Source organism: Deltaproteobacteria bacterium (assembly GCA_016178705.1).
In the GTDB taxonomy this organism is placed as follows: domain Bacteria; phylum Desulfobacterota; class Binatia; order HRBIN30; family JACQVA1; genus JACOST01.
This window is the reverse complement of sequence record JACOST010000018.1, coordinates 13,295-37,581: the sequence shown is the minus strand read 5'-3', so window position 1 is coordinate 37,581 and position 24,287 is coordinate 13,295. Positions and strand designations below refer to the sequence as shown.

General features: G+C 63.9%; 28 protein-coding genes. 18 read left to right on the top strand and 10 right to left on the bottom strand.

Annotated elements, in window-relative coordinates:
- Positions 1-327 precede the first annotated feature (327 nt).
- Together prfB and HYR72_13620 are read left to right on the top strand one after the other, a co-directional pair.
- Positions 328-1,362, top strand: coding sequence for a peptide chain release factor 2 (gene prfB, locus HYR72_13625; GenBank protein ID MBI1816014.1), 1,035 nt, complete (start codon positions 328-330; stop codon positions 1,360-1,362).
- Between the two features lie 75 nt (positions 1,363-1,437).
- Positions 1,438-3,402, top strand: coding sequence for a GIY-YIG nuclease family protein (locus HYR72_13620; GenBank protein ID MBI1816013.1), 1,965 nt, complete (start codon positions 1,438-1,440; stop codon positions 3,400-3,402).
- Here HYR72_13620 and HYR72_13615 read toward each other — a convergent pair.
- The 3 genes from HYR72_13615 to HYR72_13605 form a co-directional block, all read right to left on the bottom strand.
- Positions 3,295-4,941, bottom strand: a complete 1,647-nt coding sequence (locus tag HYR72_13615) for a VCBS repeat-containing protein (GenBank protein ID MBI1816012.1) — start codon at positions 4,939-4,941, stop codon at positions 3,295-3,297. The two genes, HYR72_13620 and HYR72_13615, sit on opposite strands and share 108 nt — an antisense overlap.
- 202 nt (positions 4,942-5,143) lie before the next feature.
- Positions 5,144-5,362, bottom strand: a complete 219-nt coding sequence (locus tag HYR72_13610) for a hydrogenase maturation nickel metallochaperone HypA (protein MBI1816011.1) — start codon at positions 5,360-5,362, stop codon at positions 5,144-5,146.
- A gap of 24 nt (positions 5,363-5,386) precedes the next feature.
- Positions 5,387-6,103, bottom strand: a complete 717-nt coding sequence (locus HYR72_13605) for an iron-containing redox enzyme family protein (protein ID MBI1816010.1) — start codon at positions 6,101-6,103, stop codon at positions 5,387-5,389.
- Positions 6,104-6,239: 136 nt separating this feature from the next.
- On the opposite strand from HYR72_13605, the gene HYR72_13600 reads away from it, so the two are divergent.
- Positions 6,240-6,938, top strand: a complete 699-nt coding sequence (locus tag HYR72_13600; GenBank protein ID MBI1816009.1) for a nitroreductase family protein — start codon at positions 6,240-6,242, stop codon at positions 6,936-6,938.
- Between the two features lie 4 nt (positions 6,939-6,942).
- On the opposite strand, the gene HYR72_13595 is transcribed toward HYR72_13600, so the two are convergent.
- Positions 6,943-7,140: an AbrB/MazE/SpoVT family DNA-binding domain-containing protein gene (locus HYR72_13595; GenBank protein ID MBI1816008.1), complete on the bottom strand. Its 198-nt coding sequence runs from the start codon at positions 7,138-7,140 to the stop codon at positions 6,943-6,945.
- 92 nt (positions 7,141-7,232) lie between these two features.
- On the opposite strand from HYR72_13595, the gene hemL reads away from it, so the two are divergent.
- The 5 genes from hemL to atpE all read left to right on the top strand — a co-directional run bounded on the left by hemL (position 7,233) and on the right by atpE (position 10,281).
- Positions 7,233-8,519: a glutamate-1-semialdehyde 2,1-aminomutase gene (gene hemL, locus HYR72_13590; protein ID MBI1816007.1), complete on the top strand. Its 1,287-nt coding sequence runs from the start codon at positions 7,233-7,235 to the stop codon at positions 8,517-8,519.
- Positions 8,520-8,552: 33 nt separating this feature from the next.
- Positions 8,553-8,747, top strand: coding sequence for an AtpZ/AtpI family protein (locus HYR72_13585; protein MBI1816006.1), 195 nt, complete (start codon positions 8,553-8,555; stop codon positions 8,745-8,747).
- A gap of 13 nt (positions 8,748-8,760) precedes the next feature.
- Positions 8,761-9,135 carry a hypothetical protein gene (locus HYR72_13580; GenBank protein ID MBI1816005.1) on the top strand — a complete coding sequence of 125 codons (375 nt, stop codon included), beginning with the start codon at positions 8,761-8,763 and terminating at the stop codon, positions 9,133-9,135.
- A complete protein-coding gene (gene atpB / locus HYR72_13575; GenBank protein MBI1816004.1) occupies positions 9,136-9,858 on the top strand; it encodes a F0F1 ATP synthase subunit A in 723 nt (240 codons plus the stop codon).
- A 105-nt stretch (positions 9,859-9,963) separates the two neighbouring features.
- Positions 9,964-10,281 (top strand): ATP synthase F0 subunit C, encoded by a 318-nt coding sequence (gene atpE / locus HYR72_13570; protein ID MBI1816003.1) that lies wholly within the window; start codon positions 9,964-9,966, stop codon positions 10,279-10,281.
- Between the two features lie 59 nt (positions 10,282-10,340).
- On the opposite strand, the gene HYR72_13565 is transcribed toward atpE, so the two are convergent.
- Both HYR72_13565 and HYR72_13560 read right to left on the bottom strand, forming a co-directional pair.
- Positions 10,341-12,044, bottom strand: coding sequence for a hypothetical protein (locus HYR72_13565; GenBank protein MBI1816002.1), 1,704 nt, complete (start codon positions 12,042-12,044; stop codon positions 10,341-10,343).
- Between the two features lie 57 nt (positions 12,045-12,101).
- A complete protein-coding gene (locus tag HYR72_13560) occupies positions 12,102-12,425 on the bottom strand; it encodes a hypothetical protein (GenBank protein MBI1816001.1) in 324 nt (107 codons plus the stop codon).
- 117 nt (positions 12,426-12,542) lie between these two features.
- On the opposite strand from HYR72_13560, the gene HYR72_13555 reads away from it, so the two are divergent.
- From HYR72_13555 to HYR72_13535, 5 genes are all read left to right on the top strand, one after another.
- Complete coding sequence (locus HYR72_13555; GenBank protein ID MBI1816000.1) at positions 12,543-13,028, top strand: 4Fe-4S dicluster domain-containing protein; 486 nt, start codon at positions 12,543-12,545, stop codon at positions 13,026-13,028.
- Positions 13,025-14,902, top strand: a complete 1,878-nt coding sequence (locus HYR72_13550; GenBank protein ID MBI1815999.1) for an aldehyde ferredoxin oxidoreductase family protein — start codon at positions 13,025-13,027, stop codon at positions 14,900-14,902. Before HYR72_13555 ends, HYR72_13550 begins: the two co-directional genes overlap by 4 nt.
- Before the next feature lie 17 nt (positions 14,903-14,919).
- Complete coding sequence (locus HYR72_13545; GenBank protein MBI1815998.1) at positions 14,920-15,180, top strand: MoaD/ThiS family protein; 261 nt, start codon at positions 14,920-14,922, stop codon at positions 15,178-15,180.
- Positions 15,181-15,303: 123 nt separating this feature from the next.
- Entirely contained in the window at positions 15,304-16,755 is a 1,452-nt protein-coding gene (locus HYR72_13540; protein MBI1815997.1) for an NAD(P)/FAD-dependent oxidoreductase, read from the top strand.
- Positions 16,756-16,859: 104 nt separating this feature from the next.
- Positions 16,860-17,102 (top strand): MoaD/ThiS family protein, encoded by a 243-nt coding sequence (locus HYR72_13535; GenBank protein ID MBI1815996.1) that lies wholly within the window; start codon positions 16,860-16,862, stop codon positions 17,100-17,102.
- A gap of 53 nt (positions 17,103-17,155) precedes the next feature.
- Here HYR72_13535 and HYR72_13530 read toward each other — a convergent pair whose 3' ends face one another.
- From HYR72_13530 to HYR72_13520, 3 genes are read right to left on the bottom strand one after another with little or no spacing between them, the layout of a single operon-like run.
- A complete protein-coding gene (locus HYR72_13530; protein ID MBI1815995.1) occupies positions 17,156-18,154 on the bottom strand; it encodes an LLM class flavin-dependent oxidoreductase in 999 nt (332 codons plus the stop codon).
- Between the two features lie 38 nt (positions 18,155-18,192).
- Complete coding sequence (locus tag HYR72_13525; protein ID MBI1815994.1) at positions 18,193-18,606, bottom strand: hypothetical protein; 414 nt, start codon at positions 18,604-18,606, stop codon at positions 18,193-18,195.
- Complete coding sequence (locus HYR72_13520) at positions 18,599-19,291, bottom strand: adenine nucleotide alpha hydrolase (GenBank protein MBI1815993.1); 693 nt, start codon at positions 19,289-19,291, stop codon at positions 18,599-18,601. The genes HYR72_13525 and HYR72_13520 overlap by 8 nt, the downstream gene beginning before the upstream one ends.
- Before the next feature lie 130 nt (positions 19,292-19,421).
- Between HYR72_13520 and HYR72_13515 the strand changes: the two genes are divergently transcribed.
- Positions 19,422-20,249, top strand: a complete 828-nt coding sequence (locus tag HYR72_13515) for a hypothetical protein (protein ID MBI1815992.1) — start codon at positions 19,422-19,424, stop codon at positions 20,247-20,249.
- A gap of 86 nt (positions 20,250-20,335) precedes the next feature.
- Here HYR72_13515 and HYR72_13510 read toward each other — a convergent pair whose 3' ends face one another.
- On the bottom strand, positions 20,336-21,493 hold the full coding sequence (locus HYR72_13510) for a lipid-transfer protein (protein ID MBI1815991.1): 1,158 nt from the start codon (positions 21,491-21,493) through the stop codon (positions 20,336-20,338).
- A gap of 146 nt (positions 21,494-21,639) precedes the next feature.
- Here HYR72_13510 and HYR72_13505 point away from each other — a divergent pair, with 146 nt between their 5' ends.
- The 4 genes from HYR72_13505 to HYR72_13490 are packed head-to-tail and all read left to right on the top strand — an operon-like array spanning position 21,640 to position 24,152.
- Positions 21,640-22,662 (top strand): phosphotransferase family protein, encoded by a 1,023-nt coding sequence (locus HYR72_13505; protein MBI1815990.1) that lies wholly within the window; start codon positions 21,640-21,642, stop codon positions 22,660-22,662.
- Entirely contained in the window at positions 22,659-23,402 is a 744-nt protein-coding gene (locus HYR72_13500; protein ID MBI1815989.1) for a hypothetical protein, read from the top strand. Before HYR72_13505 ends, HYR72_13500 begins: the two co-directional genes overlap by 4 nt.
- A 1-nt stretch (position 23,403) precedes the next feature.
- The gene (locus HYR72_13495; protein MBI1815988.1) at positions 23,404-23,811 is read left to right on the top strand and encodes a hypothetical protein; all 408 of its coding nucleotides are present in this window, start codon (positions 23,404-23,406) and stop codon (positions 23,809-23,811) included.
- Positions 23,808-24,152: a hypothetical protein gene (locus HYR72_13490; protein ID MBI1815987.1), complete on the top strand. Its 345-nt coding sequence runs from the start codon at positions 23,808-23,810 to the stop codon at positions 24,150-24,152. The genes HYR72_13495 and HYR72_13490 overlap by 4 nt, the downstream gene beginning before the upstream one ends.
- Positions 24,153-24,287: the final 135 nt, after the last annotated feature.

Genomic DNA, 24,287 nt, shown 5'->3' with positions numbered 1-24,287 from the left:
GCCGACGGCGGCGCGCTCTCGGGCGCCACGATCCGCGCCTTCGAGCGACCATCAGCCACGTACGTCCACAACTCCTGGGCAGCATGATTCACCGCGTCCATTTGTACAGCACCGGCGGGGGTGCTTCAACGCAAATGCACGATCCGCGCGCCTTATCCATACCCAATCCTATCCTACGCGCCCGGCTTGCCTGCTGCCATGTGAAGTGGAATGAAGGTGCACGATCAGCAACAGAAAGGCGGTCCCGCGACAGCATGAGCATCGAACCGGCAGAACTGCAGCAACGCCTTAGCGGCTTGGAGGAGCGTTTGACTCTCCTCGGGAGGCATCTTTGACGTCGCGGCGCGCGAAGCGCAGATCGCCAAGTTGGACGAGGCCGCCGCAGCCCCCTCGTTTTGGAACGAGAGCGAGAAAGCTCAAGCGACACTGAAGGAGCGCTCGCAACTCGCCGAGCCACTCGACGCCTGGCGCCGCCAACGCGGCGAACTCGACGAGGCACAGATCTTCGCCGAGATGGCGCGCGAGGGCGACGTGGACGCGGCTCGTGAAGCGCTGGCGAAAATCGAATCCATCGAAACCGGGGTCCACGCCATGGAGATGCAGGGCATGCTCGGCGGCGAGCACGATGCCGGCAACGCCATCGTCACCCTGCACCCCGGTGCGGGCGGGACCGAGGCGCAAGATTGGGCCGAGATGTTGTTGCGCATGTACCTGCGCTGGACTGAGCGCCGCGGCTTCAAGACCGAACTCGTCGATCAGCAAGCCGGCGAAGGGGCCGGCATCAAGAGCGCGACCTTCACCGTCGAAGGTCCGTACGCCTACGGCTATCTCAAGGCCGAGGCCGGTATTCATCGGCTGGTGCGGATTTCGCCGTTCGATGCCAACGCCCGACGGCACACCTCGTTTGCTTCGCTCTTCGTCTACCCGGAAGTTACCGATGAGGTCGAAGTCGAAATCGACGAAGGCGATTTACGCATCGACACCTATCGCTCCAGCGGGGCGGGTGGCCAACACGTGAACAAGACCGACTCGGCGGTGCGGCTGACTCACCTGCCGACCGGTATCGTCGTGGCTTGCCAGAACGAGCGCTCGCAACACAAGAACAAATCCATGGCGATGAAGATCCTGCGCGCGCGCTTGGTCGAACTCGAACTGCAAAGGCAGCGCGATCGGATGGACGAGCTGAGCAAGACCAAGCGGGACATCGCGTTCGGCAGCCAAATCCGCTCGTATGTGCTGCACCCCTACCGCTTGGTCAAAGATCACCGCACCGGGGTCGAGATCGGCAACACCGATGCGGTGCTCGACGGCGATATCGACCGCTTCATCGAAGCGTTCCTCGCCCAGAAGATCGCGGCGTAGCCACGCGGCGAATTCATTCTGGGCTGATGTTCGCCTCTTGTTCGTCTCCGGTTGGTGGTGGTAGACGTGCACGGAATGCGCGATGCCCTCCACCGCTACCTCCTCGACCGCCCCGCCGGAGCCGGTGCCCACGAGCTGCTCGATCTCATCTTCACGCAGCCAGGCGCGGATCGCGAGTTCGGTCCGCGCTTCATGCAGACGCTGCTCGCCAGCGATCCACGTTTCGCGTTTCGTGAGGCGGATCAGTGCTGGATCGCCAGCGCGCACGCAACGCTGGCGCGAGCGTTGTCCGACACCGAGTTCGTCGTCGTCGATATCGAGACCACCGGCGGATCGCCGCAGCACGGCGACGGCATCATCGAGATCGGCGCGGTCCGGATTGCGGGCGGGCGTCTCGCTGAACGTTTCTCGCAGTTGATCGATCCCGGCCGCCGCTTGCCGTTCTTCATCACTCAGCTCACGGGCATTACGGACGATCACCTGGCAGGCCAGCCGCGGGTTGCCGATGTGCTGCCGCAGTTCCTCGAGTTCGTCGGCGAACGGGTACTGATTGCGCACAATGCGAACTTCGATCTGGGCTTTCTCAACGCCGCGGTGCAGACGCATCGAGGTTCTCCGCTCCACCAGCCGCACGTCTGCACGCTGCGGCTCGCGCGGCGCCTGCTGCCGCAGTTGCGCCGGCGCGGACTCGACACGGTGGCCGCGCACTTTGGCATCCCGCTGGTCGATCGGCACCGTGCCTTGGGCGACGCGGCCATCACGGCGGAGGTCTGGCTGCACTTTCTCGAATTGCTCGCGCAGCGCGGAGTGACGCGGCTCGATCAAGTGCTGGCGCTGCAAGCGAGCGCGCGCGACGGTCGCGCCTTCGCCTGCCCACTGCCGCGCAGCGCGGTCACGGCACTGCCGGAGTCGTCCGGCATCTATCGCTTTGTGGACGCTGACGAGCGGTTGCTCTACATCGGCAAGGCGAAGAACCTCCGTCAGCGCGTCAGCCAGTATTTGAGCAACGCCAACGGACACAGCAACAAGACGCTCGATCTGATCCGCCACATTCACGCCGTGCGCGTCGAGATCACTGCGTCAGAATTGGAAGCGTCACTGCGTGAGGCCGAAGCGATCCGCAGCGAGCAACCACCGTACAACCGTCTGCGAAAGCATTTGCCCCGCATCGCGTTCCTCAAGCTGACGAGCGACGCGGAGTTTCCGCGGCTGATGATCAGCCGCCAGATCAGCCAGCGGGGCGGGCAGTACTTCGGCCCGTTTCGTTCGCGCGAGTCGGCCGTGAACGTCATGGGGCTGGTCACGCGCGTATTCAAGCTGCGCACATGCATCGGCCGCTTGCGCCCCGAGCCATCGGCAACGCCGTGTCTGCAGGGACAGATCGATGCGTGCAGTGTGCCGTGCGTTGGGCGGGCATCTGCCGCTGACTACCAGCTACAGGTCGCGACGTTCTTGCGTTTGATGGCGGGCGACGCCGCGGTTGCCACCGAGGTGCGCGCCACGCTCACCCTGCGGCGCGATGCGCACACCGACGCCTTGCGCTTCGAGGCTGCCGCCAGTGCGCAACGCGATCTGGAACAGTTCGAGCGTCTGCTGCGCCGGCAGCGCACGCTCGGGTGGGTCGTGGCGCAGCAGCACTTTTTGGTGATGCAACCAACGTTGGATCGCGAGGCGGTGGTCGCCTACCTCGTGGTAGCCGGTCGGCTGACAGCGCGAGGCACCGTGCGTGACGGCACCGATCTCTCAGCGATGCTTCGCGATGTCGCCCCGCGTCAACCCCTGGCGTTGTCTGCGGAGGACGTCGATGGCACTACGATCCTCGCCGCCTGGCTGCGGGATCGGGGTGAACGTGACGGCTACGTGTTGCGATTCGAAGATCCCAGCACGGCCGCTCAACACCTGAGTGAGTGGACGGCCGTGCTGGGCACGATGTTACCGAGTGCGGTTGCGGATCGTCGCGCGGGCGGGACCAACGTTCCGCCGCCGTCCGAGCCACAGCGCGGCGGGGATGAACACGACCGCGAACGGGCTCCAAGGTGAGCTGCCACGATCGTCCGTAGAACAACCGCTACTACGGCCGACGACGGTGCTGCCAGTCCCACCGGTTGTCGGCGTCCGGCTCGGGATGACCTTCGGCAGGCAGATACCGGGATTCGGATTCTGATCGCAGGACTCCGTCACCCCATTGCAGGCGCGGTTGCAGCAGCGCCCCTGTTCGCAGAAGCCGGAGAAGCACTCGTCTTGGCCGCCGCAGAGGTCACCGTTTTGTTTGCTCGGTGTGACCGGGGGTCGCACGGATCCCGTCGCAGTAGCCTTCGGCCCCAAAGTGGGTCCGGTAGGTGTCGGCGTCGCGGTTGCCGGTATCGGGAAGTCGGTATTGTTCAGTAAGAGACGGATCACTCCACCCGAGGTTGCGTCGGCGCGCTCGGCGATCGCCAAGTCGACGCGACCGTCGTCATCGAAATCCGCGGCCACCATGAAGGTGGGATTGCCGACGATATCGATCGGCTGGCCGATCAGATCAAATGTCCCATCACCGTTGCCGGCATAGATCAGGAGTTTGTTCGCATAGGCGACGGCAACCGCGAGATCTGGAATACCGTCGAGATTGAAATCGCCAGCGGCAATGCCGATCGGCAGACACACGGCGGTACTGGGGATCAGCTGCGTGCAATCCACTTGGAAGTTGTTCGAGCGTCCGAAAAACCCGGTGCCGTCTCCAAGCAACACGGTAAACGAACTGGAGAATACGTGGCGCGATGTAATGCGGCCACTGGCCACCGCGATGTCGACGTTGCCGTCGTTGTCAAAGTCAAACGTGGTCGCCTGCTGGGCGCCGTCGCCAACCACGAAGTTGCCGTGGTTTTGGAAATTGACCCCGGTGCCAAGCAGTTCGGTCATATCGTTCGCGCCGATGTTTCCGATGTTGATATCGACGAGGTCGGGGAGCAAATCGTTGTTGAAATCGTTAGTGAACAGGAGTCCCGGTTTTTTGCTGGTGGGAAAGCTCGTGGGCGGCGTAAATGACGCGCGCCCGTTGCCGCTGCAGCGGTTGAAAAATACCGAGACGTTGTCGTCGGACTGATTCGTGACCGCGATGTCGTTGCACGCCGTGTTGCCGAACTGGCCAATGGCAATGCCCCACGGTTTGCTGCCGGTCTGAATGAACACCGGGTTGCTGAGCGACCCATCGTTATTGCCAATTAGCACTACGACCTGATTGGCCTGTGAGTCCGCCACGGCGACGTCGGTGAAACCGTCACCGTTCAGATCGCCCGCTGCAACTTGTTCCAGCTTGCTGAATCGTGTCGTCAGAAACGGCCCGGCGGCCACCACTGCCGCGAAACCGCCCGAGCCCCCGGTGAGAACGGTAACCTTCTGAGATGTCGGCGAACTCGATATCAGGTCGGGCACACCGTCGCTGTTCATATCGGCCACAGCGAGGAACTCCGGGCTTTTGGCGATCTCGTATGGCGGCCGCGCATCGAATTTGACCGGATTGACCGGTTGCGCTGAAGCTGTTGCGGCAGCCCCCAAACTCCAAACCCCGGCCAGCGCCATCAGCAACGGTTTTCTCATGTAGTTCTCCTCGCGATCGACGGGCACATGCTGCCGCCGATTCCGTGTCGAATTCAGTATCCAAATGTCTATCGGACGGCATGTGTTTGTCAAACGAAAAAAGCGCCCCGGCACCTTGCATGCGTCTGCAGGCGACCCCCACGCCGCCTCAAATGGCCCATCCCGCAGCTCGAAGTACGGGCGACGGCAGCGACGGGCACCGTTACCCGCTCACCAGTTGAACGTCCGCGCTATCGCACTCCGGGCACAGCGGCTTCTTGCGCCGAGCCTCGAACACTTTGCCACACATCTGACACTCGAACACGAACGGCTCGGTTGGCAATTCGACGACCTGTTCTGACACTGAAGGCGGCGGTGGCGCTGGGGCTGGGGACGGCTTCACCGCCGCCTTGCGCTGAAACAGGCGAGCCCACAAACTCATCGCGTCACGTTCGGATGACCCGCACTACGAATCGAGGAAGCGGTCGTACCCTTCCGTCATGCTGGCGTGCGCCAGAATGCTGAAGCGAAAGGCGCGCCGAATGCGGGCTTGCTGTTCACGCGTCTGACCGCAGTGTTCGAGCGCCTGCACCGCGTTCTCGCCGTGCTCTTCTTCCGCCGCCACGTGAATCGACCAGAACTCGAGCGTCTTGGCGTCGAGACCATAGTGCTGCTGCAAGCCATCGTGGATGAACTTGGCGCCGTTCGGACGGCCCGGCACCTCCATTTCGACGGCGAGCCCGAATGCCCCGAGTCCTTCTTCGAACGAGTTGCGGCAATAGTACCCCATCGTTGACGCTGCGCCGATGGTCGACCCCAGGGGCAAGTGGTCGAGCAACTCCGCCCGAGTGATGTCGAGTCCCGCACAGAATTGTAGGTACAGGTCGTGATGCTCGGCCTCCTTGATGTAGCCCATCTCGCCGGCGAGGTTACGGGCAATCAAGCGATAAATCTCGCGGTCCGGCAACGTCGGCGCCGCGGAGAGCCACGCCGCGATGGTCGGAATCGCCGGCTCGACGTAATAGTAGAAGTCCTTCGCCCAGCGTTTGACCTGCGCATTATCGAGCTTGCCCAGTACCAGGCCGCGCAGAAAGCGGCTCTGCGGGCCGCGGTCGCGCTTGAAGGCGATGCACTCGTCAAGGAAATCGCGGGCCGACAACGCCCGCTCGGTTACCAGACCCATAACGGCCTCCCTCTGTTCGTGTCGCTGAGTTCACACGTACAGCAGGTATGCGACGGCCGAGGGCACTTCGTCAAACCCGAGCCAACCAGGGCGTCGGCGATTGACGGCTTCCATCGCCGCGCGATAGGCGTCGACTATGAATGATGAGATTGGCGAGATCGGCGAAATTGGAGAGATTGGACTATTCGAGGCGATCTATTCGCAGCGTGCCTTGCGCCGACTCAAGCCCGATCCGATCCCAGACGATCTGCTCTGGCGCGTGCTCGAAGCTGCCACCAAGGCGCCGAGCGGCAGCAACACCCAGGTGTGGCGCTTTGTCGTCGTGCGCGATGCTACGCGAAAGCGCTTCCTCCAAGAACGATACAAGCGTGCGTGGGATCTCTACGCGAGCGCCAATGCAGCGGCGGCCGCCGAACGCCCGTCGCTGCCCCTTGCCGAATTGCGCGCGCAGATGCGCATGGTGCAGTCCGCCGTGCATCTCGCCGAACACCTGCACGAAGCGCCGGTGTTGCTGCTGATCTGCATGGTGCCGCGCCCGCTGCCGCCTCCGCTGCCAGGGACACGGCGCAGTGGGGCGGCGCTCTACGCGTCAATTTTTCCCGCCGTGCAGAATCTCCTGCTCGCCGCGCGCGGCGTCGGCCTCGGCGCCACGCTGACGACCCTCCACCTTATGTTCGAAGATGAGATCAAAACCGAGTTCGGCATTCCCACCGACACCGAAACCGTCGCCCTGATCCCGCTCGGATTTCCGCACGGCAAATACGGTCCGACGACGCGCCGGCCGGTAGAGGACATGACGTATTGGGATCGTTGGGGCGAACGCCGCGGGCGCTGAGCGGCTACGGCTTGGCGGTCAACGAATCGAGGTACTCGCCGAAGCGGTGTGCTTTGCGGCGCAACACGAGTTGCTCGCTTTCGACGCTCAGCACCATTTCGTCGCCTTCTTGCACGCCGAAGGCGGCGCGCACGCGCCGCGACAAGGTCAACTCGCCCCGTCGCCCAACCTTTACGACTTCCGTGATTCCCTTGGTGGCCATGACGCCGCAGCGTAGAAGGATCGCCGGCCAAATTGCAAGCGAACCACGTTTGCCTTGACTGAAGCAGACCCGCGGGTTAGCCACGCCGCATCATGAAGGCGCCCGATCTCTCCGACAAGTTGTTCGCGGCCGCGCGCCAAGTCATTCCGGGCGGCGTCAACAGCCCCGTGCGCGCGTGGAAAGCCGTTGGCGGTCATCCCCTGTTCATTCAGCGCGCACGAGGTGCGAATCTGGTCGACGCCGATGGCAACACGTACATCGACTACGTCGGCTCGTGGGGGCCGATGATCCTGGGCCACGCGCACCCCCGAGTGCTCACTGCGATTCACGAAGCGATGCGCGATGGTACCAGTTTCGGTGCCCCGACCGCACGCGAGATCGAGTTAGCCCGCGTGATTGTGGACGCGCTGCCGTCGGTCGAGATGGTACGCCTAGTCAGTTCGGGCACCGAAGCGACGATGACGGCGATCCGACTCGCCCGTGCGTTTACCGGCCGCGTCAAGATCATCAAGTTCGCCGGCTGCTACCATGGCCACAGCGATGCGCTGCTGGTGCGCGCCGGTTCGGGTGCCCTGACGTTCGGCGTACCTGACAGTCCGGGCGTGCCCGAATCCGTCACCACCCATACCGTCATCGCCGAGTTCAACGACCGTGACGGTCTCGCGAAGTACTTCGCAGCCGAAGGGCATCACGTCGCGGCCGTCATCATCGAGCCGGTGGTCGGCAACATGGGCGTAGTCATTCCCGAACCGGGGTTCCTCGAAGCCGTGCGCGAGATCACGCAGGCGCACGGAGCGGTGTTGATCTTCGACGAAGTGATGACCGGTTTCCGTCTCGCCTACGGTGGTGTGCAGACGCTCCGCCGCATCACACCCGACCTGACCTGTCTGGGAAAAGTCATCGGCGGCGGTATGCCGCTCGCCGCGTTCGGCGGCCGGCGTGACATCATGCAGCAACTCGCCCCCGAGGGTCCGGTGTATCAAGCCGGAACGTTGTCGGGGAACCCACTCGCGGTCGCAGCTGGTTTGGAAACGCTCAAACAGTTGCGCGCCGGCAGTCCCTACGATCGACTCGAACAACTCGGCGCCAGTCTCGAAACCGGTTTGCGCGCCGCGCTGGCCAAGCACCGGATCGTTGGTACCGTCAATCGCGTTGGCTCGATGTGGACGCTGTTCTTCGGCGTCGATCGCGTCCGTGGCGCGGCCGACATCCCGCGCATCGACACGGCGAAGTTCGGGAAATTTTTTCACGGTATGCTCGCACGCGGTGTCTACCTCCCGCCGTCCGCGTTCGAAGCCGCCTTCATCTCGCTTGCCCACAGCGACGCCGACGTCGAAGCCACTGTCCGCGCTGCCGACGAGACGCTGGCCGAGATTTGAATCGTGCCTGACGACGACTCCAAAGATTCAGGCTTGGCCCAAGCCGCGCGCTACACCGGCTTCGGCTTCGAGTTCGCCGGGATCATCGTCGCTGGGGTGGTGCTGGGGTACTACCTCGACGGCTGGCTCGGCAGCTCGCCGTGGCTGACCCTGCTCTTCACTCTGGGCGCGTTCGTGGGCGCCGTGCAGCGCTTGATTTGGAGCCTGAAAAAGCATAGCTCGCCGTAGGCAACTTTTCGGAATGAACCTCCAACGCATCGAACTCGTGCACGTCGTGCTGCTCGGCGTGGTGGCACTCGTCGCAGTCGCGACCGGGTGGCTCTATGCCGGCAGCGTGCTGCTCGGCGGCGCGGTGATGGGCCTCAATTTCCGGTTGCTCAAGGAAATCGTCCAGCGCGTACTGCAGCCGGGACGCGGGCGCTACGTCGCGCTCGGGTTGTTCGTTGCCAAGTTCGGCGTCTTCCTCGGCTTGCTGGCGCTGGTGTTCTGGCGCGTGCCGGTCGATGGTCTCAGCTTCGCCGTCGGCATCACACTCTTGCTGGCCGCTTGCGTGGTCGAAGCGCTGCGCTTCACTCCGACCCCGCCGAGCGTACTTTCAAAGGAAGGATCAGTGTAAGTGGAACACAGCTTCTCTTGGGTCCAGATCATTCCCGGCTTCAACTTGCTGCCGGAACACACGGCGACGGCGACGTTGGTGATGCTCGCGCTGGTGGGATGGGCGCTGGTGGCGTTGCGACAACTGCGAGCCGCAAATGATCCCGTGGTCCCGGACGACAAACTCAGCGCCCGCAATCTGATGGAGATGTTCGTCGACCTGTTCAACGCCCACATCGTCGCGCCGCTCATGGGGCATCGCGGGCAGAAGTACGTGCCGCTCTACGGGACCTTCTTCCTCTTCATCCTCGCGTCGAACTTCTGCGGACTGCTGCCGGGGTTTGCGCCGCCGACGAGCAACTTCAATGTCACCTTCGCGCTTGGCGTGATCTCACTGGTCGCGTACACCTACTACGGCTTCGCCGCGCGCGGTGTGGGCTACCTGAAGCACTTCGTCGGCCCGATCTGGTGGCTGGCGTTCTTGATGATCCCGCTGGAGATCATCGACAACCTCGTGCGCCCGGTCTCGCTGGCCTTACGTCTCTTCGGCAACATGACCGGCGACCACGTGGTGCTTGAGATTTTCACCGATCTGACGAAGATGGTAGTCCCGGTGCTTTTCTATGTGCTGGGAGCGATGGTGTCGGTGATTCAGGCGTTCGTGTTCACGCTGTTGAGCGTGATCTACCTGTCGCTGGCGACGGCGCATCACGACGCGCACGACGAGCCGCATCACGCACATTGAGCACATTGATCACAACGGAGTCGGCGCTGGCCGTGGGGTGGCGAGGAGGACAGAGAGGTGTGGCTGGGACGGGCTCCGAACGCTGAAGGAAAGGAGGAAGACAACATGCGCAAAGCACTACAGATGATGATGCTGGGCGGGCTGGTGTGGTTGCTGTCGGGCGGTACGGCGATGGCGGCCGAAGGCGCCAGCGACGGCAGCCGCGGCTACATCGCAATGGCGGCCGGTCTCGCGGTCGGTATCGCGGCAGTCGGCGCTGGCTTGGGCCAGGGTCGCGCGGTGGCGGCAGCGATGGAGTCGATCGGCCGCAACCCGAACTGTGCCGATCGTATCCAGACGCCAATGATTCTCGGCATCGCGTTCATGGAAGCACTGGCGATTTACGCGCTGGTGATCGCGTTCTTCTTGCAAGGGAAAGTCTGAGCGCGCTGGCGTTCAGGGAATGCAGAGGCAGGGGAGCGGTTTCCCCTGCCTCTGCCGTTTCAAGGACTCGCCGCCTCCGACGTCACGCAGTCGTAACAGACCATCTCGAACGAGTTCAGCAACGGGAATGGCCGCAGCGCACGGTCGAAGCGCGCGAGCAGCGGCCGGAAGCGCGGTTTGTCGGCGTTCGGCTCGTAGCACAACAGCAAATGTGCTTCGCACGCGCCGGTGACGGTCGCGTCCTCGAAGCGCATGTCAATGGTGAGTTGCTCCGGAACTCTGTAGGCCCGCTGCAAAAAACTATCGGGTGCGAACGTGTCGGCGTAGGCCGCCTGCGAGGTGAGAAACAGAACGCGGCGCTCGGGAAAGCGTTGGCGCAATTCGATCAAGCCGTCAAACACGTTGACGCCGTAGACGCCCGGCGCCGGCTGCGCGATGACAAGCAGATTGAAGACGGCATACACCCCGAGGCCGCCGCCGATCGCTGCACCGCTCAGGTAGCGCGACCACCGCCATCGCATCGCCCATGCGTCGACCACCAGCATCGGCAGCAGCGCGAAGAAGACTTGCAGCGGGATGAGATTGTACGTGCGCTTGGTCGACGGCGTGCCGTAGCCACCGTTCGTCACAGTCATCAGCACGGCATCCCACACCAGCAACGCCAACAGCACCGGCGCGACGGCCGGAATGCGCAGCCACCGCCGCACCGGCGGCACGATGGCGATCAGTGCGAGCGCGCACCCGACCACGTACAAGCGGCCGAATGGCCAGCGCAGAAACGCACCGTTGACGCCCGCGCCGAGGTGTGGCGACTCGAATGGCAAACACAGGATGGTGGTAAAGATGCGTTGCAAGTACTCCACGGTGTAAATCGATCCAGCCTGACGCGTCGTCATCGTCAGCAGGTCCGTCAGCTGCACCAACACCGGGCCGCCCGCGAGGCCGAACGAGATCCCATAGACCATCGCCGACGGCAACCGGCGCGTCGCCAGTGCGAACACCCCGAGCACGATGCCGACGGCCGCAACCGCCGACCATGATGTTTGCGTGAAGAACAAAGCGACACCGCCGACGAGACCGCAGAGCATCCAGAGCCCGAGCCGGTCCGGCTCGCGCCAGATCAGCGCTGCCATGGTCAGCGTGGAAAAGTAAAAGATGTGGCTGTCGATGTGGCCATAGCTCACGTACGAGAACCACAGCCAGACAAAGTTGGTCGCCGTGCCGATCAAAACCGCCACGGCGGCGCGCCGCCCGATCGTGGTCGCGAAGTACATGTAGATGGCGGCCAGCGACAACCCGCTGGCGATCAACTTGCCGACGCGATGCCAGAACAGCGTTGGCTCGAACACGAACAGCAGGGCGTTGAACCCGAGTGTGTGCAGCAGCGTGAAGTTGTTGTCCACGCCGTGAACGCTCAGTAGATTCAGCACCAACCCGTGCTGCGCCAAACCTTCTGCCGATGAGAACCATGCGACGGAGTCGCCCGTGTAGGCCCAGCGCCAGTTGTCGTAGAACGGCAGCCAGCACGCGGCGAAGATCGCGAGCAATGCGCCCAGTAACACGAGGCCGCGCGCGCTTGGCCACGACCGCAGCAACGTGGTGCCGCTGATGCGGCGAATCGTCGCGCCCCACAACACCAGCGTGGCGACCCACAGCGAGTCGACCCCCCACTGAACGTAACCGGGGCGGAAAAAGCCGACGAACAGCGCGAACAGGATCAGCGCTCCCAGCGCGCCGCCGACGCTGGCGCGATCCACGCGCACTGAACTATCGCTCGGCGGGCTCATGCGTCGGGGGCCCGGTCACGCAACAAGCACCACTTAGCCCGCCACGCGCAGCAGGGCGACGACGAACGCGTGGCGCAACGCCGCCACTTCGTGATCGTCCGCGTCGTCACTGTCGGCCGTTAGCAAAGCGCGCGGGAAGAAGAGGGTGTGGGTCTGTCGCTCAGGTGGCAGCGGACCGATCGCCACGCGCACGCGGTGCCCGCTCGACAACGTGACGCTGAGCTCGGCTCGCGGATCTTCGCTACATCGTACCCCGTCGTTTCGGATCCAATGATGGCCCAGCTTGTCGAGTAACCGCTCGGTGCGCGTCACCAGATCCGCGACCTCGTACGCTAGGTCGTACTCGAATCCTGCCATCCCGCGCCGGATAGCCGAGGGGCGCGGGCGACACAAGCGCGCGCTTAGTGGTTGAATGTTCTTGCTCCGTTGCGACGAGTAGGGCTAGGATCGCGCGCGACAGACGGAGGAGACGACGTGGCGAAGCAACTGCGCATCATCCCGGAGAAATGTACTGGATGCATTCAGTGTGAACTGGCCTGCTCGTTCGTGCAGACCGGCACGTTTCAACCTGCACGCTCGCTCATTCGCGTGCACCTGTTCGACGACCAGGCGAGCTATGCACCGTACGCCTGCTTCCAATGCGACGAAGCGTGGTGTTTGACCGCGTGTCCGGTGAACGCCATCACCATCTCCGCGGCGGCGGCAAAGGTTGTGGTGCCCGAGTTGTGCGTCGGCTGCGGACTCTGCACCATCGCCTGTCCCTACGGCACGGTCTGGTACAGCCCCGACACACACAAGGCGGTGAAGTGTGATCTGTGCGCGGGCGATCCGGCGTGTGCACACGCCTGTCCAACCGGCGCCATCGAGTACGTCGACACGCCCGCCGCCGACTGGCTCGGCCCGTGGGCCGCGGATCTCAACCAGACCCACGCGGAGATGCGATCCGGAGGTGGAGCATGATCGGCGACCAGGCTGGAACGTCGGGCGGGATTCATGGCGGCTGGACGGGCACGGTCCTGCGGGTGAACCTTTCGCGTGCCACGATCAAGAAGGAGTCGCTGCGCCAAGACTGGGCGCGCGAATACGTCGGCGGCCGCGGACTGGGCGCGCGCTATCTGTGGGAGGAGAGCGATCCAAACGTTGATCCGCTGAGTCCGAAGAACAAACTGCTGTTCGTCACCGGTCCGCTCACCGGTACCAACGCCTCATGCGGCGCGCGCTACATGGTGGTGACCAAGGGTGCGCTCACGGGCGCCATCACCACCTCCAATTCTGGCGGTCACTGGGGGCCCGAGCTCAAGTGCGCCGGCTACGACATGATCATCGTCGAAGGTCGCGCCCCGCGTCCGACCTATCTGTGGATTCACAACGACGAGGTCGAACTCCGCGATGCTACCCACCTGTGGGGCAAGGGTGTGTGGGACACGGAAGAAATGATCCGCAGCGAATCGGGTGTGCCCGACACCATCGTTGCCTCGATCGGACCGGCGGGCGAGAATCTCGTGCGCTTCGCCTCGATCATGAACGATCTCCACCGCGCCGCTGGCCGCTCCGGCGTTGGCGCGGTGATGGGATCGAAAATGTTGAAGGCGATCGCCGTGCGCGGCACCGGCGGCGTGAAGCTGGCCGACGCGCGCGGCTTCATGGCCGCGTCGTGGGCGATGAAGGCGAAGCTGAAGGAGTCCGCCGTCACCGCCGAAGGCCTACCGACGTACGGCACCGAAGTGCTCGTCAACGTCATCAACGAGCACGGCGCGATGCCGACGCGCAATCACACCGAAACGATCTTCGAGAAGGCCGAAGACATCAGCGGCGAGACGCTCACCGAGACGCGGCTGGTCGCCAACAAGGCGTGCTTCGCGTGCACCATCGCGTGCGGGCGCGTGACCAAGTTGCCGGGCGAGGCCTCCAGCAAGTTCATGGTGAACACCAACCCGCGCAATTGGAAGATCGCCGGCGAAGGCCCCGAGTATGAAAACGCGTGGGCGATGGGCGCCGATTGCGGCATCGGCGACCTCGACGCGCTGATCAAGACCGGCTGGCTGTGCAACGACTACGGCATGGACCCGATCACCTACGGTGCCACGCTCGCCGCGGCGATGGAGATGTACGAGAAGGAGATCATCACCAACTCCATCACCGGCATGCCACTGCGGTTCGGCAGTGCCGACGCGCTAGTCGCGATGGCCGAGAAGGTGGCCTTCCGCGACGGCTTCGGCGATCTGCTCGCGGAAGGTTCGAAGCGCCTCACCGCACGCTTCGGCCATCCCGAATTTTTCATGGGCGTACGCGGGCAGGAGTTTCCCGCCTACGACAGCCGCGCGATTCAAGGCATGGGTTTGGGCTACGCGACGTCCAACCGCGGCGCGTGTCACTTGAAGTCGTACACCGTGTCGCCGGAGATCCTCGGCATTCCGACCAAGATGGACCCGCACGTCACCGAAGGTAAAGCGGAGATCACCAAAATCTTTCAAGACATCACCTCCGCTGTCGACGCTACCGGGCTCTGCCTGTTCCTCACCTTCGGCGTCGGGCTCGAAGAGATGCTCCCGCAGCTCGTCGCCGCCACCGGCGTGTCGTACACGATGGACAGCCTGACCCAGGCGGGCGAACGCATCTGGAATCTCGAACGCCTGTGGAACGAGCGCGCCGGGTTGGGCAAAGGCAGCGACACCTTGCCGAAGCGAATGCTCGAACAACCGATCCCGTCCGGCCCCGCGAAGGGGATGGTGAATCGGTTGGGCGAAATGTTGCCTGAGTACTACCGCCTGCGCGGTTGGACCGCCGACGGCAAGGTGACGGCGGCGAAGCGCAAGGAACTCGGTCTGGTGTAAGCCGTACGCGACGAGGAATGGCTGTGCTGAGAATCCTCGGGGGATTGCGCCGCTTCGGCGCGGAGCAAGCGGTGACCGGCGACACTGTCGCGGTAGTATTGCACCATGCGCCGGTGCCGGCGGCGATCTTGTTTCCCGACGGCCAACTCAATCGTGACATCGAAGTGCTGGTGAACGGCCGCAACATCGCCTTCCTCAACGGCCTCGATACGCACGTGACCGGCGATGACCGCGTGACGATCTTTCTACACGGCGCACGGGGATATCCCGGAGGATGAGAGTGCAGGTTGTTAGGTTGTTCGCTGTTAGGCTGTTAGGGGGCGGAAATCGCCTCCAGGTCGAGCAACGGCTATCCGTAACCTAGCAACCAACAACCTAACACCTAACAACCCGAGGTGATCATGTCTCATCACGTCATCATCGGCGGTGGCCCCGCCGGCATCAATGCGATAGAAACCATTCGTCAGATCGACACTGGCGCTACTGTCACGCTGATTTCAGACGAACGGGCGTACGCGCGCATGGCGCTGCCCTACTTCTTGGCGAAGGAGATCCCGGCCGCACATCTCGACACCGGCTCGGACGAGTACTTCGATCGGCTGCAGGTCACGCGCCGTATCGGCCGGCGCGCCGAACGCATCGATAGCAGCGCGCGCACCGTCGAACTCGACGATGGCGAAGTGATTACCTTCGACACCCTCTTGATCGCCACCGGCTCGGCGCCGATCCAACCGGCAATACCGGGCGCCGATGGCCGGCACGTGCACAATCTGTGGACCCTGGCCGATGCGATCAAGGTGATGGAGTCGGCGGAGGCGAAACGACCATCGGTGGTGCTGGTCGGTGCCGGCTTCATCGGCCTGATCATTCTCAACGCGTTGCACAAGCTCGGTTGGAAACTCGCCGTGGTCGAGTTGGAGGGGCAGATCTTGCCGCGCATGCTCGATCGGCGCGGCGCGGAAGCCGCCGAAGCGTGGCTGCGCGCACGCGGCATCGACGTCTATACCGGTTGCAGCGTGCGGGCGATCAAGGGCGCGCGCAAGAAAACCGTGGCGCTGTCGGACGGCCAAGTACTCACGGCCAATCTCGTCGTGCTGTCCACCGGCATTCGGCCGAACGTCGGCTTCCTCGACGGATCAGGCATTCACGTCGAGAAGGGCATCGTGGTCGATGTGCACATGCAGACCAAGGTGCCGGGGATCTATGCGGCCGGCGACGTTGCCCAAGGTCCCAATCTGCTCGGCGGTCCGCCGGTGATTCATGCGATTCAGACCACTGCGGTCGATCATGGCCGCATCGCCGGCGCCAACATGGCGGGTCAGACGCGGACCTACCCCGGCAGTTTGGTGATGAACATTCTCGACGTGGCCAACCTCCACTGCACCAGCTTCGGCCGCTGGCAGGACACCGGCGACACCACCGTGGTGTGGAATGCCGCGCGGCCGGTGTACCGCAAGCTGGTGTGGGACGGCACGCGACTCGTCGGTGGCATCATCGTCGGCCCGATCGAAGACACAACAATGCTGACCGACGTCGGTATGCTGAAGGGGCTGATCCAATCGCAGGTGGATCTCGCGGAATGGAAGCACTACCTGCACGAGCGGCCCTGGGATCTGCGCCGCGTCTACGTTGCCAGCCGCGCCGCGTCCAAGTTGTTGGCACAGACTACGATCGGAACGTCATCGAAGTCGCGCGGATATCACTTCAATCACCTCAGCCCGCCCACGACACCAAGCGAACATCACGCGACCCTGGTCGGAACGCAGCCGGCGAACTTCGACAACCTACCGCGGACGCCGACGCCGGGGATTTACAAGACACCGCCACCGGCGAAGGATGCAGCGAAGCACTAACCAAATGAGGCCGAGGCACCGCTGGCGTATGGCAGATGGCTGATGGCCTTCCGCGCCATCTGCGATATGCGATCAGCCATATGCGCGAGGCGTGCCGAGACTCCATGAAGATCGAGCTCCGTCTCTTCGCCAGTCTGCGCAAGCAACTGCCCATCGGATCTCCGCGTGGAAAGTGCGATCTTGATTTGCCCGACGGCACCACCATCGGCGACTTGCTCATGCGCATGAACATCCCACGCGCGAGCGCGCAGATGATCCTCGTCAACGGCGATCATGACCGTGACTTCGCTCGCCGGCTGAGCGACGGTGATGTGCTGAGCATCTTTCCGCCGGTGGCCGGCGGCTGAAGCGTGTTGCAGGTCGCCGATTCTAAACGAAGTCGTGGGTTGGGATGGTCCCGCTAGCGCAGTTTCGCGATCACCTGCTCGCCGAAATTCCGGATGTGATCGGGGTGGCTGAAGTTGATGGCCAGCAGCGACAACCCGTGCGTCGCTTGGCGGCGGCGCAGCTCGGCGATCATTTCCTCGGGTGTGCCGATCAAGGCGATCGGATGCTTGAGCAACTCCTCGGGCGTGAGACCGAAAACGCCGCCGAGCCGCGTGGCCATCGCGCGGGTTTGTTGCGACGAGCTGGTCATCAGGTAGTTGAAGATCGTCGAGGCGAAGCGGACACCACCGCGCGGCCGTCCCGCGATCGCTTCGGCGCGCCGAACCCGCGCGAGTTTCTCGGCGAGGGATGCGTCGCTGAACTTGCCGATCTCTTCGATCGTCGTCGTGCCGGCCGCGCCGATCACCGGCACCATGTGGATGATGTCGGCCCACTCGCCGGCGCGCCGCAGGATGCCGTTGCCGCTGCCACCGAGCATCAGCGGCGGATGCGGTTGCTGCATCGGTTTGGGAAGGCATACGGCCTCGGTGACCTGGAAGTACTTGCCGTGGAACGTGAACGGCGCGGCGCCCCACAAGCCGCGGATGATCGCCACCGCTTCGTCCATGATCCGCAAGCGCTCGGTGACCTCCGGGAACGCGATCCCCATCATCGCGAACTCGGCGCGCGTCCACCCGGCGCCAATACCCGCGATCACGCGGCCGCCGCTGGCTTCATCGAGCTGTGCGAACAGCCGCGCGTGCATTGCCGGGTGGCGGAACACCATGCAGGCGACGTGGCTGCCGATCTTGATGGTCTTCGTCCGCTGCGCCAGCGTCGCCATCACGAAGAACATCTCGTAGGCGGGGACGTTCGTCTGCAGCACTCCCAACGCCTCGAAGCAATAGTGATCCGGGACGAAGATCGCGCTGAACCCGACCGCCTCGGCTAGCTGTGCCTCTTCGATCACGGCCTCGATGCCAGACTTGTCGTGGCGGACTTGGCCGCCGGCCACTTGGATCGCGAATTCCATCCTCGTCCCTCTTCACTGCGGACGACAAACACTCCGCGCTACGATAACTCGTCTTTTCGCCGCGTCAGAGTGATCGCCGAACCCAACGACACGCCGATCGCAATCACCGCGTAGACGGCGCCAAAGATCGCGTAGCCCATCCCCGCGCCTTCCGGCTTCGGACCGGATTCTTGGAACATGAACAGATTGATGATCACGTACAACGCGTAGGCGTGCGCGAGTGGGATCGCGAAGCGCTTCATCCGCCAGATCGCCAGCGCGTAGGTGGCGAGGTAGAGGCCGAACAGCGGGCCGATGATCATGTTCGGTGTACCGCTCAATCGTTGCCCGAAGAACACGAAGCCGGTTCGCGCCCCGCCGAGCTGCAGTGGCTTGAGCAGATTCGACACCGCGATCAAAGCGAAGAGCACCGCGAACGTCGTGAGAATCGGACCGCGCTTCTTGTCAGCCATTCACCCTCCTCCTGTCCGTTGCCGGCATCACGTCGGCAAACACAAAGCCGTCGCGCGTCACCATTTCGCCGACCGTGATCGCGATATCGTGCGCGAACATCGGTCCGGCGTGCGCAAAGGTATGAAACTCGCCGTTCTCGCCGCACGGGTCAACAGCGCTGGGCAAGTCGGCCAGCAGTGCGTGATCGAACGAGCGTCCCGCGAATGCTGCGGGCAGTTGTTGCGGATCGACACAGGTCAGCACGGCCCGCAAACCGCCGGCGAGCATCTCGCGCGCGAGCGCCGCGGTCGGCCGCTGCCACAGGGGGAACAGCGGCGCCACACCGGTGCCCGCCAGTTGCCGCTCGCGGTACGCGCGGACGTCAGCGAGAAAGAGATCGCCGAAAGCGAACGCCTCGATACCGTCGTCGCGAGCGCGCCGGATCACGCGCGTCATCGCCGCTTCGTACTCGTCGTTGCTACACGGAGAGGGGATCGGCACCGGCCAGAGCGGCAGACCTGCCGCGTCGGCCTGCGCCTCGAGCAGCACGCGCCGCACCGCGTGCATCGCAACGCGGTCGACGGCTTCGTTGATGGTCGTGACCAACCCCACCACTTCGTATCGCCCCTCCTGCCGCAGCACATGCAGCGTCCACGCGCTGTCCTTGCCGCTGCTCCATGCCAAAAGTATCCTCAGTTTTGGCATTGCGACTGCATTGACTCAGCTCTGAGCATCGGCTGATCTATGGCGCGCGCCGCACGGTAACACAAGTACGCAGGCGTAGGAGGTCGGATTGAGAAGCGGATCACATATCTATCGCAACGCATTATTTGGAATGCTGCTTAGCGTCGCGTGGACATCGTCGACCCACGCCATCTCGACCGGCATCGTCGGATCCTCCGGCAAGCCGGGGAGTCTCTACGGTACCTTTGTGTGCAACAGCTGCCACGGCGGGGGCTCACCGGCACCGGTGGCGCCGCTGGTGCAGTTCAGCGGGCCGAGCCAAGTTGCGGCCAGCACCGTGGCCACCTTTACCTTCACGGTGACCTCGCAAGCGCCCGACAATCAGACCCAGGCGGGATTCAATGTTGCGGCGAGCGCGGGGACGCTCGCGGTGTTGGCGGGCCAAGGGGAGAAACTCGTGAGCGGCGAACTCACGCACACCGCACCCAAAGTGAACGATGGCAGCGGCGTTTCCGCGTGGAACTTCACTTGGAAGGCACCGTCGGCACCCGGCAACTATACGCTCTTCGGCGCCGGCAACAGCGTCAATCGGAATTTCAACTCGGGCGGCGACAAGGCCAGCGCCACCACTCTGATCGTGATGGTCAGCGCGAGTGGGCCGTCGCCCACACCGACGGATTCACCAACTCCAACGGCCACGACCGCGCCGAGCAACACGCCGCTGCCAACCGAGACTCCCACCGATACGCCCACGCCGACGGTAGCGCCGTCGGGCACTGTGTCGCCGCCCCCGTGCGTCGGTGACTGCGGTCACATCGGTAGCGTGACCGTTGATCAGTTGATCATCGGCGTGCGCATCGCATTGGGTACGACCCAGCTTGATGTCTGCCCCGCGTTCGACGCTGACAACAGTAACGACGTTACGGTCGACGAACTGATCCTCGCGGTCAACGCGGCGTTGAACGGATGTCCGAGGTGAGGAGTCAGGAGTCAGGAGTCAGGAGTCAGGAGTCAGGAGTCAGGAGTCAGGAGTCTATTGGCCTTACCGCTTCTGACTCCTTCCGCCTACTTCTTCGCGTACATCGCGACGATGCCGGCGCCGCCGAGGCCGAGGTTGTGCTGCAGCGCCACCTTCGCCCCTTCTACCTGACGCTTCTCCGCTTGGCCGCGCAGGTGCCACGTCAGCTCCGCGCACTGACCGATCCCAGTGGCGCCGAGCGGGTGTCCCTTCGACAGCAATCCGCCTGACGGATTCACTACCCATTTTCCGCCGTAGGTGCAGGCATCGGTTTCCACCAGCTTCTCGCCTTCGCCTTCCTTGCACAGGCCGAGGCCTTCGTAGGTGATCAGCTCGTTGCTGCTGAAGCAGTCGTGCAACTCGATGACCTGCACGTCCCTGGGTCCGAGACCGGCCTGCTCGTAGACCGACTGCGAGGCGCGCTCGGTCATGCCCATGCCGATCATGCCGATGTTGCCGCGGGCGAAGTCCTCGAACTTATCGGTGGCCATCGCCATGCCGAGAATCTCGATCGCGCCCGAATGCGGATGAGCACGGAGATAGTCTTCCGATACCAACACCGCGGCGGCGGCGCCGTCCGAGGTCGGACAGCACTGCAGCAATGTGAGTGGGTCGTACACCATGCGCGATGCCAGCACTTCGTCGAGGCTGAAGGCTTCGCGATACTGCGCGCGCGGGTTGTTGACCGAGTGGCGGTGGTTCTTCACCGCGATCTTGGCGAAGGTTTCGGGCTTGGTGCCGTACTTCTCCATGTGATCGCGGCCGCCGTTGCCGAACATGCGCGCGGCGATCGGCGCTTGCTTCTTCTCGGTGGTCTCCTTGGCGACTTCCTGCAGTCCTGGGAGCTGATTTTCCAGCGGCCCCTTTTGCATCTTCTCGAACCCGAGCGCGAGCACGCACTCGTTTTGGCCGAACTTGATCGCGTTGAAGCCCATGAACAGCGCGGTCGAGCCGGTCGCGCAATTGTTGTTCACGTTGTAGACCGGGATGCCGGTCATGCCGATGTTGTAGACGCACTGCTGGCCGAGCGTGCTCATGCCGCTGACGTAGCCGCAGAAGGCCTGCTCGATCTTGTCGAAGTCAACGGCCGCGTCCTTGAGCGCCTGCGTGCCCGCGTCCTTGGTGAGGTCGCGCACATCCTGCTCGCAGCGCTCGAATTTGGTCATGCCGACCCCGATCACAAACACTCGTCGTCCTTTGCCCATGGTGTATCCCTTTCGAAGTTGAGGTGCGCACGACATAGCGAGAAGCAGCGGGCTGGGCAAATCGCGCGCCCGGTGGGTGCTCGTCGTACCGGTAATTCGGATGGGGCGGTTTGAATCCCTCCCTGGCGACCGGCTATGACTCGCCTATGAATCCGGCGGAGGTGCAGCAGCGGTTGGCGGCGTTCATCGCGCGGCAGGTCGACGCTGATGATGTGCAGATCGAGGGCTTGCGGCGGGTGCCCGGCGGCGCGTCGCGCGAGACCTGGTCGTTCGATGCGTCGTACCAACAGAACGGGCAGGCCGTGTGCCGGGCCTTGATCCTGCGCCGCGATCCCGGTGCGACTAGTGTGCAGACGAATCGTCGCGAAGAGTTTCTGCTGCTCCAGGCCGCGCACGCCAGTGGAGTGCCGGTGCCGCGGGTGTTCTGGCTCGGTGATGAAACCGAGAGCCTGGGCGCGTGTTTCTTCATTATGGAGCGCATCGACGGCGAAACCATCGCGCGGCGCTTGCTGCGCGATGAGGCGTACGCTCCCGCGCGTCGCGTGATGACGCGCGAACTCGGTGCCATCCTCGCTCGCATTCATCGCATCGATCTCGCCGCCCATCACCTCGACTTCCTGCCCAAGCCACCGCCTGGAGAGTCACCGGCACAGGCCGAGCTGGACCGCTACGAGCAGATTTTTCGCGGTCTCGCACCGGATCCGCATCCGGCCTTCGAATTGGCGTTTCGCTGGCTGCGTGCGCGGCTGCCGAGCGGCGCTCGGCTGGCGTTGGTGCACGGCGACTTCCGCATCGGCAACGTGATCTTCGGTGCCGAAGGCACGCGCTCGATCTTGGATTGGGAGCTGGCGCACCTCGGCGATCCGATGGAGGACCTGGGCTGGATGTGCGTGCGGTCGTGGCGGTTCGGCAGCGACGACAAACCCGTTGGCGGCATCGGCATGCGCGACGAATTCTTCGCGGCGTATGCAGACGCCGGCGGCGGCCACGTCGATCCCGAGCGCGTTCGCTTCTGGGAAGTGTTCGGAAATTTGAAATGGGCGACCATCACCGTCAGTCAAGCGCACACCTATCTCAGCGGCGGCGTGCGCAGCGTCGAGCTGGCGAGTCTCGGGCGGCGAACCGCGGAGATGGAGCTGGAGCTGTTGAACCTACTGGAGGGGACATGATTCGACGCGCGCTCTACGTTGGTGCTGTGGCTGTCTTGCTCGCGGGATGTGCACCACGGCAGCCGGTCGCGCCCGCTGCGCCGGACGTGGTGCTGTTCAGCGGCACGTTGCAGGAACTGGCGCCACATCACGATGGCGATCACTTCGTCTATCGCACCACCAGCACCGGGCAGCCGGATCGGTTGACTGTCGAGCACCTTACGGTCCTCGACCAGCCTGGCGAGTTCGCTGTCAACATGACCGAGGACGGCGTCGCACTCGGCAAGAGTCATCTGCGCGATGACGGAAGCTCGATCACGATGATCAGCGAAGGCATGCTGCGCGAGGGGGTGCTGATGTTGTACGAAGTGCCGCTACCCAGCCTCAGCGTTCCGCTGCACAGCAGCGAATCCAAAGCCACGTCACCGGTCACGCTTTCGCGTTTGTCAGACGGTAAGTTGCTGGCGTACGGACAAGCCGAGCAAACCGTCACAGCGCGCCGCGTGACCGCGGCGGCGGGTAGCGACGAATTCGAGATCCACACCGAGCGCACGATCGAAATGCGCAGGGGCAGCATGCACCTCAGCGTCACCACGTGGATCACGCCCGGCGTGGGCGAGACGCGTTCACAGGGGAGCGCCGACGGTGGCGTGACCTTTCGCCGTGAGCTGATCTGCGCCACCGTTGGCGGCAAGCGCGTCGGGGACTGCGCCGGCATCATGCAAAAGGGACAAGAGGGGCAAAAGGGAATCGAGCAATAGCATGCACGATCGACCGACCGCGGTGGAACTGCTCGACGCTGTCCGCCAGTTTCTCGAAGCCGATGCGATCCCGGCGCTCGAGGGGACGAAGAAATTTCACGCCCGGGTCGCCGCCAACGTGCTCGCCATCGTCGTCCGCGAGTGGCAGAGCGAGAGCGATCAGCTGCGCGGGGAGTGGCAACGACTTCGCCAGCTCCTCAGCGAGTCCGCCGCCGACGCGCCGACCGATCTCGCGACGCTGCGGCCCGCGATTCGCGCCGCGACCGAGCAGTTGTGCCAACGCATTCGCAGCGGCGACGCCGATCGTGATCCCTGGCGCGCGGCGGTGCTGGCACACGTGCGTCAGACCGTCGTGGACAAATTGAGCGTGGCCAATCCGAAGTTCCTCGCCGGCGGAGGTGGAGAATGAGAATCTGGAACACCGTGCGCAATGCGCGTGGCCTGTCGTTCGTCTCGATCTTGCTGGCGCTGGTGATCATCGGGGTGCTCTACTTCGGCTACTTTAAGATGTCGGCGACCAAGAACGAGAAGGCGGTCGGCATTCAGAGCATCCAAGTATCGAAGGCGGCGGCCTGCCGGACCCAGCGGCAGCAAGTCGAACGCGACATTCAGTCGTACATGGCCAGCCACGACGCGGCGCCGGGATCTCTCGGCGACCTCGAGCGCGACGGCATCCGCATTCCCAACTGCCCCGAAGGCGGGCGCTACGCGCTCGCCGGCACGCACGTCACCTGCAGCGTTCACCCGTAACGGGTCACGCTGGTAGCCAGTTTCACGAGTGCGGCGCCCCCTTCGACGGGGCTCAGGACAGGCTTCGAGACGGCGCTGCGACTCCGGGGTGAGCGGGAAAATGTTGTCGCACAAGGGAAGCACCGCTCATGCTGA